Annotated in this window: 12 protein-coding genes and 1 other RNA gene; 7 read left to right on the plus strand and 6 right to left on the minus strand. The window is 64.9% G+C overall.

Going from position 1 to position 14908, the window contains the following annotated elements; translation table 11 throughout:
- Positions 1 to 17 precede the first annotated feature (17 nt).
- A complete protein-coding gene (locus AB1Z25_RS12040) occupies positions 18 to 719 on the minus strand; it encodes a hypothetical protein (protein ID WP_107799571.1) in 702 nt (233 codons plus the stop codon).
- A 487-nt stretch (positions 720 to 1206) separates the two neighbouring features.
- Between AB1Z25_RS12040 and ampH the strand changes: the two genes are divergently transcribed.
- Both ampH and blaCHC read left to right on the plus strand, forming a co-directional pair.
- On the plus strand, positions 1207 to 2319 hold the full coding sequence (gene ampH / locus AB1Z25_RS12045) for a D-alanyl-D-alanine-carboxypeptidase/endopeptidase AmpH (protein ID WP_486635344.1): 1113 nt from the start codon (positions 1207 to 1209) through the stop codon (positions 2317 to 2319).
- Positions 2320 to 2539: 220 nt separating this feature from the next.
- On the plus strand, positions 2540 to 3706 hold the full coding sequence (gene blaCHC / locus AB1Z25_RS12050; protein ID WP_486635345.1) for a CHC family extended-spectrum class C beta-lactamase: 1167 nt from the start codon (positions 2540 to 2542) through the stop codon (positions 3704 to 3706).
- Between the two features lie 19 nt (positions 3707 to 3725).
- On the opposite strand, the gene AB1Z25_RS12055 is transcribed toward blaCHC, so the two are convergent.
- From AB1Z25_RS12055 to AB1Z25_RS12070, 4 genes are all read right to left on the minus strand, one after another.
- Positions 3726 to 4040, minus strand: coding sequence for a DMT family transporter (locus tag AB1Z25_RS12055; protein ID WP_107799574.1), 315 nt, complete (start codon positions 4038 to 4040; stop codon positions 3726 to 3728).
- A gap of 1 nt (position 4041) precedes the next feature.
- Entirely contained in the window at positions 4042 to 4353 is a 312-nt protein-coding gene (locus AB1Z25_RS12060) for a DMT family transporter (RefSeq protein WP_486635346.1), read from the minus strand.
- A gap of 142 nt (positions 4354 to 4495) precedes the next feature.
- Positions 4496 to 5041, minus strand: a complete 546-nt coding sequence (locus AB1Z25_RS12065) for a TetR/AcrR family transcriptional regulator (RefSeq protein ID WP_227103543.1) — start codon at positions 5039 to 5041, stop codon at positions 4496 to 4498.
- A gap of 84 nt (positions 5042 to 5125) precedes the next feature.
- Positions 5126 to 6688, minus strand: a complete 1563-nt coding sequence (locus tag AB1Z25_RS12070) for an alkaline phosphatase D family protein (RefSeq protein WP_486635347.1) — start codon at positions 6686 to 6688, stop codon at positions 5126 to 5128.
- Between the two features lie 194 nt (positions 6689 to 6882).
- Between AB1Z25_RS12070 and AB1Z25_RS12075 the strand changes: the two genes are divergently transcribed.
- The 4 genes from AB1Z25_RS12075 to AB1Z25_RS12090 all read left to right on the plus strand — a co-directional run bounded on the left by AB1Z25_RS12075 (position 6883) and on the right by AB1Z25_RS12090 (position 13402).
- Positions 6883 to 7671, plus strand: coding sequence for a uracil-DNA glycosylase family protein (locus tag AB1Z25_RS12075; protein ID WP_486635348.1), 789 nt, complete (start codon positions 6883 to 6885; stop codon positions 7669 to 7671).
- A gap of 17 nt (positions 7672 to 7688) precedes the next feature.
- Positions 7689 to 9005: an amidohydrolase family protein gene (locus tag AB1Z25_RS12080; RefSeq protein ID WP_486635349.1), complete on the plus strand. Its 1317-nt coding sequence runs from the start codon at positions 7689 to 7691 to the stop codon at positions 9003 to 9005.
- A gap of 201 nt (positions 9006 to 9206) precedes the next feature.
- The gene (locus AB1Z25_RS12085) at positions 9207 to 12305 is read left to right on the plus strand and encodes a response regulator (protein WP_486635350.1); all 3099 of its coding nucleotides are present in this window, start codon (positions 9207 to 9209) and stop codon (positions 12303 to 12305) included.
- A complete protein-coding gene (locus tag AB1Z25_RS12090) occupies positions 12302 to 13402 on the plus strand; it encodes an HD domain-containing phosphohydrolase (protein WP_486635351.1) in 1101 nt (366 codons plus the stop codon). Before AB1Z25_RS12085 ends, AB1Z25_RS12090 begins: the two co-directional genes overlap by 4 nt.
- Positions 13403 to 13560: 158 nt before the next feature.
- Here the strand turns inward: AB1Z25_RS12090 and AB1Z25_RS12095 are convergent, their stop codons facing one another.
- A complete protein-coding gene (locus AB1Z25_RS12095; protein WP_146176650.1) occupies positions 13561 to 14004 on the minus strand; it encodes a hypothetical protein in 444 nt (147 codons plus the stop codon).
- A gap of 469 nt (positions 14005 to 14473) precedes the next feature.
- Between AB1Z25_RS12095 and ssrA the strand changes: the two genes are divergently transcribed.
- Positions 14474 to 14838, plus strand: a transfer-messenger RNA (tmRNA) gene (gene ssrA, locus AB1Z25_RS12100).
- Positions 14839 to 14908 lie beyond the last annotated feature (70 nt).

Raw genomic sequence — 14908 nt, forward strand, 5'->3', positions numbered from 1 at the left:
CCTTGCCCGCCGCGCGCTTACAAGGTCTGGAAGTAGAAGCGGTAATCGCCCTGGCCGAACAACATCGACATGCTGGTCAGATTGCTGTTGGCCGGCGTGCCCACCAGGGTCAGGATGGGAATGGAATCGTGACCGTATTGGTAGGCCTGGGTCTGCGGGTTGTAGCCGAACTGGTAGAAGGTGTCCACGCTGCCCACCTTGAAGGCGTACAAGCGGTACGTGCTGCCGTCGAACAACATCGACCAGCGGTGGAAGTCGGTGTCTCCCGGCGCGCCGGTGACGTTCAGGGTGGGAATGGAGTTGTAGCCGTACTCATAGTGGTTGGTGGAGCGGTTGAAACCGAACTGGTACAGCACCGTGGGCGCGCCCAGGCGCCGCAAATACAAGCGATAGGTGCTGGTGCTGCTGTCGTAGAGCATGGACACGCTGCTGGCGTCCGCGTCCGGCGGCGCGCCGGTGATCTTCAACTCCGGGATGGAGTGGAAGCCGAACTCGTACTTGGACGTGGCCGGATTGAACGCGGCCTGGTACAAGGTGTCCGCGCTGCTGCCCTTGAAGAAATACATCCGGTAATACTCGCCGTCGTTGAGCATGGTCCAGCGCGCCCAATTGGTGTCGCTGGGCATATTGGCGATCGACATATTGGGAATGGAGCCGCCATAGGCGAACTTATACGTGCTGGTGTTGGGCACATAGGCGAACTGATTGACTGATGGCATGACGCTTTCCTCCAAAGTGAGTCAGCTGCCCAGGCGCGGGCCCAAGGCCGGCGACCTCCCTACGGCAACAGCAGCTGACAAAACCCGCGCAAACGGCATGACGCCGGCGCGGCGCGCGGGCTGGCGCGTTCAAGCGGGTTTTGCCAGCGGTTCTACCCCTGGCTTGAGGTGATGATTGCGTGATTGCGCATGGATCTCTCCTCCCCCGCGCGGCGGCGCGGGCGAACAAACAGCCACTAAGTCGTCAATCAGGGGCGGGCGCCTTGGCGCGGACGAGGCGGGGCCGATAATGGCGGCGATAGGGACTTCGACTAGCCAGTAATAGCATCTTGAAAACCGGGCGTGCCTGTACTTTCGGACTGGGTCGGCGGCTCTGGTTACAGTCGTTACATATTGCGCGCTATGCCGCCCACCGCCTCCCCCCTAAAATGCACGCCATCTGACGGCGCCGCCGGCGCGCCGCCTCATCCAAGGGAAAGCAAGATCAATGAGAACAAAGGGATTCATCAGCCTGGCCCTGGCCGCCCTGCCGGCCTTGAGCCAGGCCGCCATGCCCATCGCCCAACTGAACCAGCACGCCGAGCGGATTTTCAAGGATAGCCAGGCGGTGGGCATGGTGATGGTGGTCGTCGACAAACAAGGCGGCCTGCAACGCTTTTACGGAGAGACCCGCCCGGGCAGCCGCCAGACGCCGGACGCCAATTCGCTGCTGCGCATCGCCAGCCTCAGCAAGCTGATGACCAGCGAAGTGCTGGCGGCCATGGTCCTGGACCAACGGCTCAAGTTGGACGATCCGCTGCGGAAGTTCGCGCCGGCGGGAAGCGCGCAGTCCAAGGCCCTGGCCGGCCAGCCCATCACCCTGCTCCACCTGGCCACCCACACCAGCGGCTTCCCGCGCGAACTGCCGGGCGTCAAGCCGCGCGACACGCCGGTTTTCGTCTGGCCCAATCAGCAGCAGCGCTGGCGCTGGCTGGCCAAGACCAAGGCCCGCTTCGCGCCGGGTCAGAGCGCGCAATACTCTAATCTGGCTTACGACTACCTGGCCGACGCGCTGGCCGTCGCCGCCGGCAAGCCCTATCCGGCGCTGCTGCGCGACACCGTCACCGGGCCGCTGGCCATGCGCGACACCACCTTCAGCCCCAGCCCCGCCCAATGCGCGCGCCTGCTGCGCGGCGTGGAGGCCAGTCCCTGCGTCAACACCAGCGCGGCCATAGGCAGCGGCGGCGTCTACTCCACCGCCGCCGACATGCAACGCTGGCTGCAGGACCTGGTGCGGCCGCAAAGCGAGCAGCGCAAGCGCCTGTACCAGCAAACCTTCCAGATGCGCTATCAGCGCGCCGAATTGCGCAGCCTCGCCGGCATGGACGTGCCCGGCAAGGCCGACGCGCTGGGCCTGGGCTGGGTGGCGATGCACGAACAGCCGGACACCCGGCCCTTCCTGCAAAAAACCGCCGGCGGCGGCGGCTTTTTCAGCTACGTCGCCATCGACCCCCAGCGGGGGAGCGCGGTATGGGTGGCGCTGACCCGCGGCAAGCAGACCCGCTACCAGGCGATGAGCGACGGCGTGAACCAGTTGCTGCTGGCGCTGAACCGCTCCTAAGAAAGCCGCTTGCGATTCGCCGCGCGTCGCGGGGCCCGATGCGGCAGACGCCGTTTCGAAATCCCCCTATCGCCCAGGCGCATGCGGCTTGATCGGACGCAAGGCCTCGCCTCGCTCGCGGGGCCTTGAACAGACGCCAAACGGCCCTGGCGACGCGCAGACGCCATGACTCGCGCCGCCCCTTCTTTTCCCACATCCTCATCGACAAGGAGGCATCGTCATGCCCGCAATGAATCGCCGCGTCCTGCTGCTGGCCTGCGCCGCGCTATCCGCCCACGCCCTGGCCGCCGCGCCTTCGCCCCAAGCCGCCGTCGACGCGGAAATCCCGGCGCTGATGCGCAAGCACGGCATCCCCGGCATGGCGGTGGGCCTCGCCGTCGACAGCGGCGTTCAGGTTTACAACTACGGCGTCGCCTCCAAGGCCGACCATAGGCCGGTAACGCGCGCCACGCTGTTCGAGATCGGCTCGCTCAGCAAAACCTTCACCGCCGCGCTGGCCAGCTACGCCCAGGCCGAAGGCCGGCTCTCGCTGGCCGACCCCGTGACCCAGCACCTGCCGGCGCTGGCCGGCGGCGGCCTGGAACGGGTCACGCTGCTGAACCTGGGCACTCAGACCTCAGGCCTGCCCTTGTTCGTGCCGGACGACGTCGACAACGCCGGCACATTGCGGCGATTCATGCGGCGCTGGCGCCCCAGCCAGCCGGCGGGCGGGCAGCGGGTCTATTCCAATATCGGCATCGGCGTCCTGGGCCAGATCGCCGCCGCCAGCATGCGCATGCCCTACGCGGCGGCGGTGGAAGGCAGGATCTTCGCCAAGCTGGGCATGGACAGCAGCTTCGTCAACGTCCCCGCCCAGAGAATGCGCGACTACGCCCAGGGCTACGACAAGAACGACAGGCCCGCGCGGCTGACTCCGGCCCTGCTGGCGGACGAGGCCTACGGCGTCAGGTCCAGCGCCGCCGACCTGGCGCGCTTCCTCAACGCCAATATGGGCCTGCTGCCCATGGCGCCCAAGCTGCGGGCCGCGCTCGAGGACACCCATATCGGCTACTACCGCGCCGGGGTGCTGACCCAAGGCCTGATCTGGGAACAATACCCGTATCCGGTGGACCTGCCGCGGCTGCTGAGCGGCAATGCCCCCGCCTACATCTATCAGGGCATGCCGGCGCAGCGCCTGGATCCGCCGCTGCCGCCGCAAACGCGGGCCTTCATCAACAAGACCGGGTCCACCAACGGCTTTTCGGCTTACGCCGCCTATATCCCGGAAAAACGACTGGGCATCGTGCTCTTGGCCAACAAGTCCTATCCGCTGGCCGAGCGAGTGAGCGCCGCCTACCGCATCCTGGCGCGGCTGGACGGCGGACTCGCGCCCGCCGCTCAACCATGATCCCGCACGGCCGTCGTCGCTAGCCGGCGGTCTTGAGCACAACGATGGACGCGACCAGCAGCGACAGATAGGCAAGCTTTTTATTGCTCTTTTTATCGCCCCAGAACAGGATGCCGGTCACCACCGTGCCCACCACGCCAATCCCGGTATAAGCGGCGTAAGCAATAGACATGTCTATGGTTTTCATCGCCCAGTAGAGAAGAAACAAGGAGCTGCTCAAGCCCGTCGCATACAGCGCGCAGCCCCTGACATACCGCTTCAGCGCGATGTCCCGGATCCCCACCACCACCAGAATTTCCAGCACGCCCGCCGCCAACAGATAAAGCCAGTCCATTTCAGTCTTTCACTTGCTTGAGTTGCACCACCGAAAACAGGATCACCGCAATCGCCAGCATCGCCACCGGACTAAACGGCTTGCCGAACAAGGCCACATCCAACAGATAAGCGCCTACGGTTCCGAAGATCACGAAAAACACATAGGCGGTCGACGCGCCCATTCTCTTGGTCGCCAGCACCAGCAAGGAGAAACTGCCAATGATGCAGACAATGGTCGCCAACCATTCCAATGCGCTTTCCGAGCGCTTCAAACCCGCGGCCCACAGTACTTCCAAACCGCTGGCAAACAGCAACGACACCCAGCTAAGCATCTTTAACGCCCCTTCCCCGACTCAATCATCAAAGCCCGTTCAGCCGTCGCGGCACACGCCCGGAGCCTGTTTACGCACCCTCGGGCAAGAACGGAAAAACCTTGCGGCGGCCCACTTGATAATGAGCGCGCCAAGAACGTCTTCAGCGCTCCGCCAATCGCTCGATATCTTGGAACGCGTCCCGCCACTCCTGCTCGCTCATCTCGGCCAGGCCGAAGTAGCGCAGCATGAACGCCCCTTCCACCGCCAGATAGGCCACGCGCGCGCGGCGGCCCTCCTCGGTGGCCACGTCCAGCTTGCCCAAGCGCTCGGCATGCCAGGCCCGCACCCAGTCTTTCTGGTCCTTGGACTCCAGCATGGCGCTCAGATGGCAGGCGGCGCGGGCGATCAAGGCCTCTTCCGTCGCGGTGATGCGGACATGGGTTTTGACTTGCTCGACGCTGGACAGCTGTTCGGCGGCGACGCCCGCGGTTTTCTCGAAACACGCGTCGTAGTGCTTGCCCCAGCGCTCCAACATGGCGTTGACCAGATTGCGCTTGGCGCCGAAACAGGACTGGACCCCGCCCTTGCTGATGCCCACGGCCTTGGCCACGGCGTCTATGGTGAGGGCGGCCGCTCCCTTGCGTTCTATGATCTCTTCCGCCGCGTCCAACACCTGATTGCGATCGATGGATCTGGGTTTGCTCACGATGCCTCCCGGCTCATTGAATACATACATATGTATTCTATTGAATCCCAGGAAGTAGCGTCAAGCGCGCGATGGGCGTCGCAACTAGGCCGGCGCCAGCTCCTGAGTGAACAAGGTCTGGCCGGCCACGTCCTTCAGCCTCACCGTCATCGCGCGGCTGCGGGCGTCTATGTCCACCTGGCCGAAGAACTGCATGCCGGCCAGCGGCGACAGGTTCTGCGTCTCCGGCGCCTTCTGGTACACCACCTTGGGGCCGAACGTCATGTCCAGCGGATTGGGGCCGAAGGTGCCGGCGTTCAACGGACCGGAGACGAACTCCCAGAACGGATTGAAGTCCGCGAAGGCGGCGCGTTCCGGATGGTAATGATGGGCGGCGGTGTAATGCACGTCGGCGGTGAACCACACCACGTTGCGGATATCGCGGCGCTTGATCTCGCCCAGCAGCCAGGCCAGCTCCAGTTCGCGCCCCAGCGGCCGGCCGTGGTCGCCGTTGGCCATCGCCTCCCAGCGCGCGCTGCCGTCCGCGTTCTTGCCGTCGGCCACCTGCAGGCCCAGCGGCATGTCCGCCATCACCGCCTTCCAGACGCCCTTGGAAGCCTGCAAGCCTTCCAACAGCCATTGCAGCTGCGCCCGGCCCATGAAGTTCGCGCCCGGCTCGCCCTCCCGCTGCAGATTGGCGCCGTTGGCGTCGCGATAGCTGCGCATGTCCAGCACGAAGACATCCAGCAACGGCCCCTGCGGCAGATGGCGGTAGACCCGCTCGTCCTCGCCGTTGCCGTGAAACCGCAGCGGCGCGTACTCCAGAAAGGCGCGGGTGGCGCGCGCCTGCAACACGCCTATGTTTTTCTCGCGGTAACGCGGGTCGGCGGACAAGTCCTTGCCGTCGGACCAGTTGTTGACCACCTCGTGGTCGTCCCATTGCCAGATCTGCGGCACCTCGGCGGCAAAACGCCTCACATTGGCGTCCATCAGGTTGTAGCGGTAGCGGCCGCGGTATTCGTCCAGCGTCTCCGCCACCTTGCTCACTTCCGGCGTCAGCAGATTGCGCCAGATATTGCCGCCCTCCACCGCCGTCTCGGCCGCCATCGGGCCGTCTGCGTAAATGGTGTCGCCGCAATGCACGAAGAAATCCGGCCGCTGCCGGCGCATGGTTTCGTAGATGCGCATGCCGCCCCAGTCCGGATTGATGCCGTAGCCCTGGCCGGCGGTGTCGCCGGACCAGACGAAGCGCAGATCGCGCGCCGTTTCCGCCACAGTGCGAAAGCTCCCTGTCACCGGCTCGGACCAGGCCCGCGGATGGACCGCGTCTTCAAAACGCGCTCTCACATACAGCCGCTCGCCGGCCGGCAGGCCGCTCAGATCCACGCGCGCGGTGAAGTCGCCGGCCTCGGTCGCCCAGGGGCCCCGCACCTGGCGCGGGCTGGCGAAGCGCTCGCTGCGGTCCCACTCCACCACCAGGCGCGCGGTCCGGTCGGAGCGCGCCCAGACAATGGCGCGGTCCGCGCCCGCGTCGCCGATCTGGATGCCGGAATTCATCAGCGGGCGCAGACGGTCCGAGGTGACGACGGCCGGCGCGGCCAGCGCCGGCCCGGCCAGCAACAGGCCGCCTCCGGCAAGCGAGGTTTTCAAAAAACGGCGACGATCCATGGCGTTCTCCGGTGTTGATCAAGACAGTCAAAACGCCGATCTTGCCGCGGCAAGATGACGCCAGGATGTCCCGCTAGCGGGTTTTACGTATTTCATTCGCGCGCTTGATCGCATATACCTCAAACACCCGCCGCGCGGCCCTCCGAGCCGGCCCGCAGTCAACGGGCTCCGCCAACAGGTTCAAAGGAAAGCACATGCTCTGGGACCCCGGGCCGCCCCCGCCTTTCTCCTCGCTGTTCGAGCACGCTCCGCTGGCAAGCTATCAGGCTCTCCCGGCCAAATTCCGCCTGGAATGGGGCCCCGTCTACTACCGCGGCCGCCTGGACGGCAGCGCCAAGGTGCTGATCGTGGGACAGGACCCGTCCGCCGATGAAAACCTGACGCGCCGCGCCATGGTCGGCACCGCCGGCCAGCGGGTGCAGGGCTTTTTGCGCAAGCTGGGCCTGGACCGTTCCTACGTGATCGTCAACGCCAGCCTGTATAGCATTTACGGCCAGTTCGACGCCGAGATGGCCGGCTTCATGGACCTGGCCGCGGTGCGCGCCTGGCGCAATCATTTGCTGGACCAGCTCAAGCAACCCGGCCTGCAAGCGGTGATCGGCTTTGGCAAGGCGGCGGCCAAGGTGCTGGACGACTGGCCCGGCGCGGCGTCCTTCAAGGCCGCGCAGCGGCTGTTCCAGCCGCAGCATCCCACCGCGCGCTCGCCCGGCGCGCTGCTCAAATCCTGGAACCAGACCCTGGCCGCGCTGGCGCCCTTGTTGAACCCGGACCCCGGCCTTGCGCCGGACCCCACGCCCTATGAGCTGACGGGCTTTCGCGAGCAGGATCTGGCGCGGATTCCCGCCGCGGACCTGCCCTTCGGCATGCCAGCCTGGCTGGGCCAGGGCGATATGGCCACGCGGGTGATCAAGGGCCAGGCCAAACTGAAAGCCCCGGCCGCCAACGCCTCCATTCTGTGGACGGCGCAGGCGGACCAGGGCTGAACCGGCGGGAGAAGCAAATGAAAAGCCTGGGATGGCTGCTGTGCGCCGCCGCGCTGTTGCCGGCCCACGCCGGGGTGACGGTGACGCCGGGCGACGACGAACACCTGGTGATACGCGGCCGTCTGGTGCTGGCGGAACAAGAGAGCGACGGCCGGCTGGTGCTGGCCGGCGACCGCATCGTCTGCGCCGGCGCGGACTGCGCCGAGCCCCCCGGCGCCACCGTGCTGGACGTGAGCGAGGGCTACGTCTTTCCCGGCTTCATCGACGCCCACAACCACGTGGCCTACAACGCGCTGCCCAAGTGGACGCCGCCCAAGCTCTACCAGAACCGCGGGCAATGGCAGCGCGCCGCCGCCTACAAAACCTTCAAACGCCCCTACGATCAATTGAAGAAAAGCGGCCTGATCTGCGAAATGGTGAAATACGGCGAGGCCAAGGCGCTGATCAGCGGCGTCACCACCATACAGGGCTCGCCCGCCGGCCGCTGCCTGCAAGGGCTGATCCGCAATGCGGAGAACCCCCAGTCCGGCCTGCCGGTCTCTTCCGCCCACGTCCGCACCTTCATCCTGGACGTCGGCGGCGCGCCCAAGATCGACTGGAACGCGACCGACGCCTTCCTGATCCACGTCGCCGAAGGCGTGGACGCCGACGCGCTGGCGGAATTCTCCACGCTCAAGGCCAAGGGCCTGCTCGCCCCCGGCACCACCGTCATCCACGGCACCGCCTTCGGCGACGAGGAGTTCCGCCAGATGGGCGCGGCGGGCAGCAAGCTGATCTGGTCCCCGCAAAGCAATCTGGCCCTGTACGGCCGCACCACCCGCGTCGACCTCGCCTTGCGCCACGGCGTGCCGGTCTCGCTGGGCGTGGATTGGAACCCCACCGGCAGCGACAATCTGTTCGACGAACTGCGCGTGGCGGAAAGCGTCAACCGCCAGCAATTCCAAAGCGCGATCCGGGAACGGGACTGGGTGGCCATGATCACCCGCCACCCGGCGCGGGCGCTGGCCCTGGACGACTACATCGGCGAACTGCGCGCCGGCCTGAAAGCCGACGTCGTCATCCTGTCCAGCCGCGCCGCCGCCCCCGGCCAGGCACTGCTGGACGCCAGACTGCGCGACGTGGCCGCGGTGCTGGTGGACGGCCGGCTGCTTTACGGCGACAGCGACGCGATGGCGGCGGCCGGCCGCGCCGATTGCGACGCGCTGACCGTGGACGGCGCGCCCAAACGGCTCTGCATGCAAACCGCCAAAACGCCCAAGGGCGAGCAGCGGCTGGACGACGTCCGCGCCGCGCTGCGCAAGGTCTACGCCGGCGTGGCGCCGCTGGCGCCCTGAGCCCGCCGCTCAAAGTCCGCGCTCCGCGACAACGCCGATCCGGCGGCGCGTCCCCATGCCCGCCGGTCCCCGCGGCGTCTCCGGCATGCGTGGATACGCAATGGACATTCCACTCCCTGCTTACGAGTGCATATGCTATAAAACAGCAAAATATGATTAATTCATAAACACCAAATCCGTTGATCAATGGAGCTTTGGCGCATGCAGCAAACTCCCGCCTCCGGCAACGACGCCTTCGAGTTTCTGTCCACGCTGCCGCCCAGCCGCGCGCAGCGCCGGCTGGCCCTGGCCGCCATCGTGGTGTCCATGCTGGTCTTCGTCTGCGCGCTGCCCTTCGCCAAGCTGCCCCTGCCCAAGGTGCCCGCCTTCATTCCCGCCTATCAGGCGGCGATGGCGGTCTGCGATCTGGTCACCGCGGCGCTGCTGTTCGGCCAGTACGCGATCTTGCGCGCTCGCGCCTTGCTGGCCTTGGCGACGGGCTATTTGTTCACCGCGCTGATGGCGATGGCGCATTCGCTGACCTTCCCCGGCGTGTTCGCGCCGGGCGGCCTGCTGGGCGCCGGGCCGCAGACCACGGCCTGGATGTATATGTTCTGGCACGGCGGCTTTCCGCTGATGGTGCTGGCCTACGCGCTGCTCGCCCAGCGCAACGACGGCCCCAAGCGCTTCGCCAGCGCGCTGCCGGCGGTGCTGGGCTGCGTCGCCGGCTCGCTGGCGCTGATGGCGGCGCTGACGGCGCTGGCCACGCTGGGCCACCCCTGGTTTCCCCCCATCATGCAAGGCAGCCGCTACACCCCCATCATGTTCGGCGTGGTGTCCGCGGTTTGGGGCTTCAGCGCGCTGGCGCTGCTGCTCTTGCTGCGGCGCTGGACGCGCACCTTGCTGGATGTCTGGCTGGCGGTGGTGATGACGGCCTGGCTGTGCGACATCGCCCTGTCCGCCATGCTCAACGCCAGCCGCTTCGACCTGGGCTTTTACGCCGGCCGCGGCTACGGCCTCTTGTCCGCCAGCTTCGTGCTGATCATCCTGCTGCTGGAAAACGGCCTGCTTTACGCGCGGCTGGCGGACACCGCCGGACAATTGCGCGTGGCCAAGCAGCAGGCGGAAGACGCCACCCAGGCCAAATCGATGTTCCTGGCCAATATGAGCCATGAAATCCGCACGCCGATGAACGCCATCATCGGCATGTCCTATCTGGCGCTTAAAACCAAGCTGAGCGGGCAACAGCGCGACTACGTCAACAAAATCCACAACGCCGGCACCTCCCTGCTGGGCATCATCAACGACATCCTGGACTTCTCCAAGGTGGAGGCCGGCAAGCTGGAAATGGAGGCCGAACCGTTCTGGCTGGACGATGTGCTGGAGGCGGTGTCCTCGCTGGTGGCGCAAAAGGCGACGGACAAATCGCTGGAATTGCTGTTCGAAGTGGGGTCGGACGTGCCCAAGGGGCTGGTGGGCGACGCCCTGCGGCTCAGCCAGGTGCTGATCAATTTGAGCAATAACGCGATCAAGTTCACGGAAAAGGGCCAAGTGGCCATCATCATCAGCCGGCTGGAACAAGTGGGCGACAAGGTCCAGCTGCGTTTTTGCGTGCACGACACCGGCATCGGCATGAGCGAGGAACAGGCGGCGCGGCTGTTCCAGCCGTTCAGCCAGGCCGACGGCTCCACCACCCGCCGCTTTGGCGGCACCGGCCTGGGCCTGACCATCGCCAAGCGGCTGGTGGAGCTGATGGGCGGCTCCATCCGGGTGGAATCCGCCCCCGGCTGGGGCAGCCTGTTCATGTTCAACGCCTGGCTGGGCGTGTCCTCCGCCGTGGACACCCGCCGCCAGGGCCTGCCCGGAGAGATCAAGGGCCTGCGCGTACTGGTGGTGGACGACAACGCCTCGGCGCGGGACATCCTGTCCGACCAGCTGCGCTCGCTGGGCTTCTACGCCCACGCCTGCGCCTCCGGGCCCGAGGCGGTGGCGGCGATCGCCCAGGCCAATCTGGACCGGCCTTTCGACGCGGTCTTCGTGGACTGGATGATGCCGGGCATGAACGGGGTGGAAACCATCTCCCAGATTCGCAGCATCAGCCGCAGCATCAAGGTGGTGCTGGCCACCGCCTTCGGCCGCGACGACGTCCGCGCCCAGGGCGAGCTGAGCGGCTGCGACGCGGTCCTGATCAAGCCCGTCAGCCTGTCCTCGCTCTACGACGTGGTGCTGGCGATGTTCGGACCGCAGCGGGATCACGGCCTGGTGGCGCTAACCGAGGAATTGCCGCGGCTGGACGGCGTGCGCCTGCTCTTGGTGGAAGACAATCTGGTGAATCAGCAGATCGCCGTGGAACTGCTGGGCGACGCGGGCGCGCTGGTGACCTTGGCCAATCACGGCGGCGAAGCGCTGGCGCGTCTGGCCGCGATGGGGCCGCAAGGCTTCGACGCGGTATTGATGGATGTGCAGATGCCGGTGCTGGACGGCATCTCGGCCACCCGGCAGATCAAGGCCGACCCCCAGTTCGCCTCCTTGCCGGTGCTGGCGATGACGGCCGACGCGCTGTCTGAGGAACGGGAGGACTGCATGAGCGCCGGCATGGACGACTACATCGCCAAGCCGATAGACCCGCATACGATGTTCCAGACCCTGCTGCGCTGGGTGAAGCCGATCCCCCCGGGCGCGGAGATCCACCGCGCCGCCGCGTCCGCGCTGGCGCTGCCGGACATCCCCGGCCTGGATCAACAGGCCGGCTTGAAACGCGTGGCCGGCAAGCGCGAGCTGTATCTGCACCTGCTGCGCCAATTCATCGCCGAGGAAGCGGACGCCGCCGCGCGGCTGTCCGCGGCGCTGGAAATCGGCGACTACGTCCAGGCCGAACGCACCGTGCACACGCTCAAAGGCGTCAGCGGCAATGTGGGCTGCGTGCAGTTACAGGAGGCGGCCACCGTGCTGGAGCGGGATTTGCGCGCGCGCGGCGCCATTCATCTGGCGCCGCTGGAACAGGCGCTGGAACAGGTGATGACGGCGCTGCGCGCCGGTCTGGAAGCGGAAGACCGCTTATCCGGCGCCGGCGCGCCGACGGCGGACGCCCCGGCCGGCCCGGCGCTGCTGCAACAACTGGCCGCCCTGCTGGCCGCCAGCGACGGCGACGCGCTGGAACTGTTCCTGCAACAGACGCCGGCGCTGCGCGCCCTGTTCGGTCCCGATGAATTCGCCGACTTCGAAAAAGCGCTGAACCACTTCGATTTCGTCAACGCGCTGACACTGCTGCGCCACGCCGCGGCCGCCCAGCGCATCCCCTTGCCGGAGGACATAAGATGACGGACTCCGCCCCGACGGCCCCGCGTCAGACCGTTCTGATCGTGGACGACACCCCGGAAAACCTCACCTTGCTGTATGGCTTGCTGAAAGACCATTATCGGACCCAAATCGCCAACAGCGGCGAGCGCGCGCTGGAACTGCTGGAAGGCGACGCGCTGCCGGATTTGCTGCTCTTGGATGTGATGATGCCCGGCATCGGCGGCTTCGAGACGTGCCGCCAGGTCAAGGCCAACCCGCGCACCGCGCGCATCCCGGTGATCTTTCTGACCGCGATGGGCGAGAACGAGAACGAACAGGCCGGCTTCGACGCCGGCGCGGTGGATTACATCATCAAGCCCATCTCGCCGCCCATCGTGCTGGCCCGGGTCAAAACCCATCTGAGGCTCAAGGCCGCCGCCGACTTTCTGGAAGACAAGGCCGCCTTCCTGCAAACCGAAGTGGAACGCCGCATCCACGAGGTGCAAGTGGTTCAGGACGTCACCATCCTGGCGCTGGCCTCGCTGGCGGAAACCCGCGACCATGAAACCGGCAACCATCTACGCCGGACGCAGAACTACGTGCTCGCCCTGTGCACCCAATTGCGCAATCACCCGCGCTTCCAGGCCGTGCTGGAAGAGGAAACCATCCAGGAACTGTTCAAATCCGCGCCCCTGCACGATATCGGCAAGGTGGGCATTCCGGACGACATCCTGCTCAAACCGGGCAAGCTGACGCCGGAAGAGTTCGAAATCATGAAAACCCACACCACGCTGGGACGCGACACCATTGCCGCGGCGGAGCGGCTGCTGGACTCTCCCAGCAGCTTTCTGCGCCACGCCAAGGAGATCGCCTACAGTCATCAGGAAAAATGGGACGGCAGCGGCTACCCCCAGGGCCTGACTGGCGACGACATTCCGGTGTCCGCCCGGCTGATGGCGGTGGCGGACGTCTACGACGCCCTGATATCCCGCCGCGTCTACAAGCCCCCCTTCCCCCATGAGCAGGCGGTCGCCATCATCCGCGAAGGCAGCGGCAAGCATTTCGACCCGGACATCGTCGCCGCCTTCCTGAGCATGACGGAAACCTTCCGCGCCATCGCCCTGCGCTATACCGACTAAGAACCCCCTCCCAACCAAGCGCCGCGCCAAGACCGCGCCGTATGCCGCAACAGCAATAAAAAAACAGCCCGCGCCGGATAAACGGCGAAGGCTGTTTTTACATTCCAATCAAAGCGCCATGGCCGCCCTCAGCGCTTTTTCATTTGCGGGGACGCCGTTTAGGAAAGCAGAGATTTAACGGTGCTGCTGGTTTTATGCTCCACCAGCAAGGGCTCCATACTGTCTCTTTTAGTCACGTCCAGATCATGCTTGGAAATGATTTCCTTCAATTGGCAAGCCAATTCCGACATGCTGTACGAGCCCGCTTCAATATCGATCAGCAAACCGTCCACCCGGCTGCGGCTCATGCGGTTGCTTTTCCACTTGCGCTCGAAGCCGCCCGCGGCGGCCAGGCTGGACAAGGCCGCGGCGATCGAGGTCAACACCGTGGAATAACCCTTCAGGTCATGCCCTTGCACCTGCAGCAAGCCGCCCACCACCACGCTGCAGAGAATCGATCCGAAAATGGCCGTATGATGGGCGAAGCTCCAAAGCCGCTGACCTTTGCTAAACCAGTTTCGCCATCTCATGGCTTCCTGCCTGAGCGCCTCTTTATCCATCATATTTCCTCCTCGCTGAGAAGTACGCATTTGCGGCCAGTCATGAAGTCAACATAGTCAATCCAACTGAAGTTGCAAATATTGACGCGTAAAAAGCCCATTAATTTGAAATGGCCCTGGCCGAATTCGACGCTTGAAGGAACAACGCTTAAAAACTGAAATTTCCCGGAAGACCCGGCGCGTCCCAGAAAAGCGGAAAGTGAAAATCCGGGACGCCCCGCTCAAAGGCGCATCGATAAATCTATCAATCTAGACCACGGTCTTGATTCCCGAAAGTCTGATTTCTCCCTTTCCGCGCGGCGACGCTTGCAAGGGAAATCCTGAATCTGTTTCAAGCGGAACCCTATGACAATCGTCGTCTCTCGCCAACGCCGCGCCCTGCTCCGGCCCCCGACGGCGCTTGAATTCGTACGAAAAGCGCCGCGGAACTAGCCTTGGCCGCGCATTGTCTATATAATCTGGATTCTTATCTGGGGGCGACCTGGTTTCGACGAGGGTTGCGAAGCAGATGAGGGCATACCGGGATTTCAGTCACCCCGTAAAACACTGAGTTTATTTAGTCGCAAACGACGAAACTTACGCTCTGGCAGCCTAAGGGCTAGCTAGACACTACAACGGTTCGCAGATGGGCCGGGGGCGTCAAAACCCTGTAGTGTCACTTTACATCTGCTAGTGCTATGTCGGGTTACTTGGCATAGTGCGAAACAATAGGTAACTCGCCAAAGTCCAGCCTGTCCGTCGGCGTGGCAGCGGTTAAATCCAAATGACACGACTAAGTATGTAGAACTCACTGTAGAGGACTTTCGGACGCGGGTTCGATTCCCGCCGCCTCCACCACCACACTGCTTCATGATCCGTCATGAAGACTCGGAAACCCCGATAGCTCAAAGCTTTCGGGGTTTTTTGT

This window comes from Chromobacterium sp. HL1 (assembly GCF_057418835.1).

Excerpts from the sequence above, each read along its gene's own strand:
- blaCHC (WP_486635345.1), top strand. The coding sequence starts at position 2,540 with ATGCCCGCAATGAATCGCCGCGTCCTGCTGCTGGCCTGCGCCGCGCTA.
- AB1Z25_RS12060 (WP_486635346.1), bottom strand. The coding sequence starts at position 4,353 with ATGCTTAGCTGGGTGTCGTTGCTGTTTGCCAGCGGTTTGGAAGTACTG.
- AB1Z25_RS12080 (WP_486635349.1), top strand. The coding sequence starts at position 7,689 with ATGAAAAGCCTGGGATGGCTGCTGTGCGCCGCCGCGCTGTTGCCGGCC.
- AB1Z25_RS12085 (WP_486635350.1), top strand. The coding sequence starts at position 9,207 with ATGCAGCAAACTCCCGCCTCCGGCAACGACGCCTTCGAGTTTCTGTCC.
- AB1Z25_RS12070 (WP_486635347.1), bottom strand. The coding sequence starts at position 6,688 with ATGGATCGTCGCCGTTTTTTGAAAACCTCGCTTGCCGGAGGCGGCCTG.
- AB1Z25_RS12055 (WP_107799574.1), bottom strand. The coding sequence starts at position 4,040 with ATGGACTGGCTTTATCTGTTGGCGGCGGGCGTGCTGGAAATTCTGGTG.
- AB1Z25_RS12090 (WP_486635351.1), top strand. The coding sequence starts at position 12,302 with ATGACGGACTCCGCCCCGACGGCCCCGCGTCAGACCGTTCTGATCGTG.
- AB1Z25_RS12095 (WP_146176650.1), bottom strand. The coding sequence starts at position 14,004 with ATGATGGATAAAGAGGCGCTCAGGCAGGAAGCCATGAGATGGCGAAAC.
- AB1Z25_RS12040 (WP_107799571.1), bottom strand. The coding sequence starts at position 719 with ATGCCATCAGTCAATCAGTTCGCCTATGTGCCCAACACCAGCACGTAT.
- ampH (WP_486635344.1), top strand. The coding sequence starts at position 1,207 with ATGAGAACAAAGGGATTCATCAGCCTGGCCCTGGCCGCCCTGCCGGCC.
- AB1Z25_RS12075 (WP_486635348.1), top strand. The coding sequence starts at position 6,883 with ATGCTCTGGGACCCCGGGCCGCCCCCGCCTTTCTCCTCGCTGTTCGAG.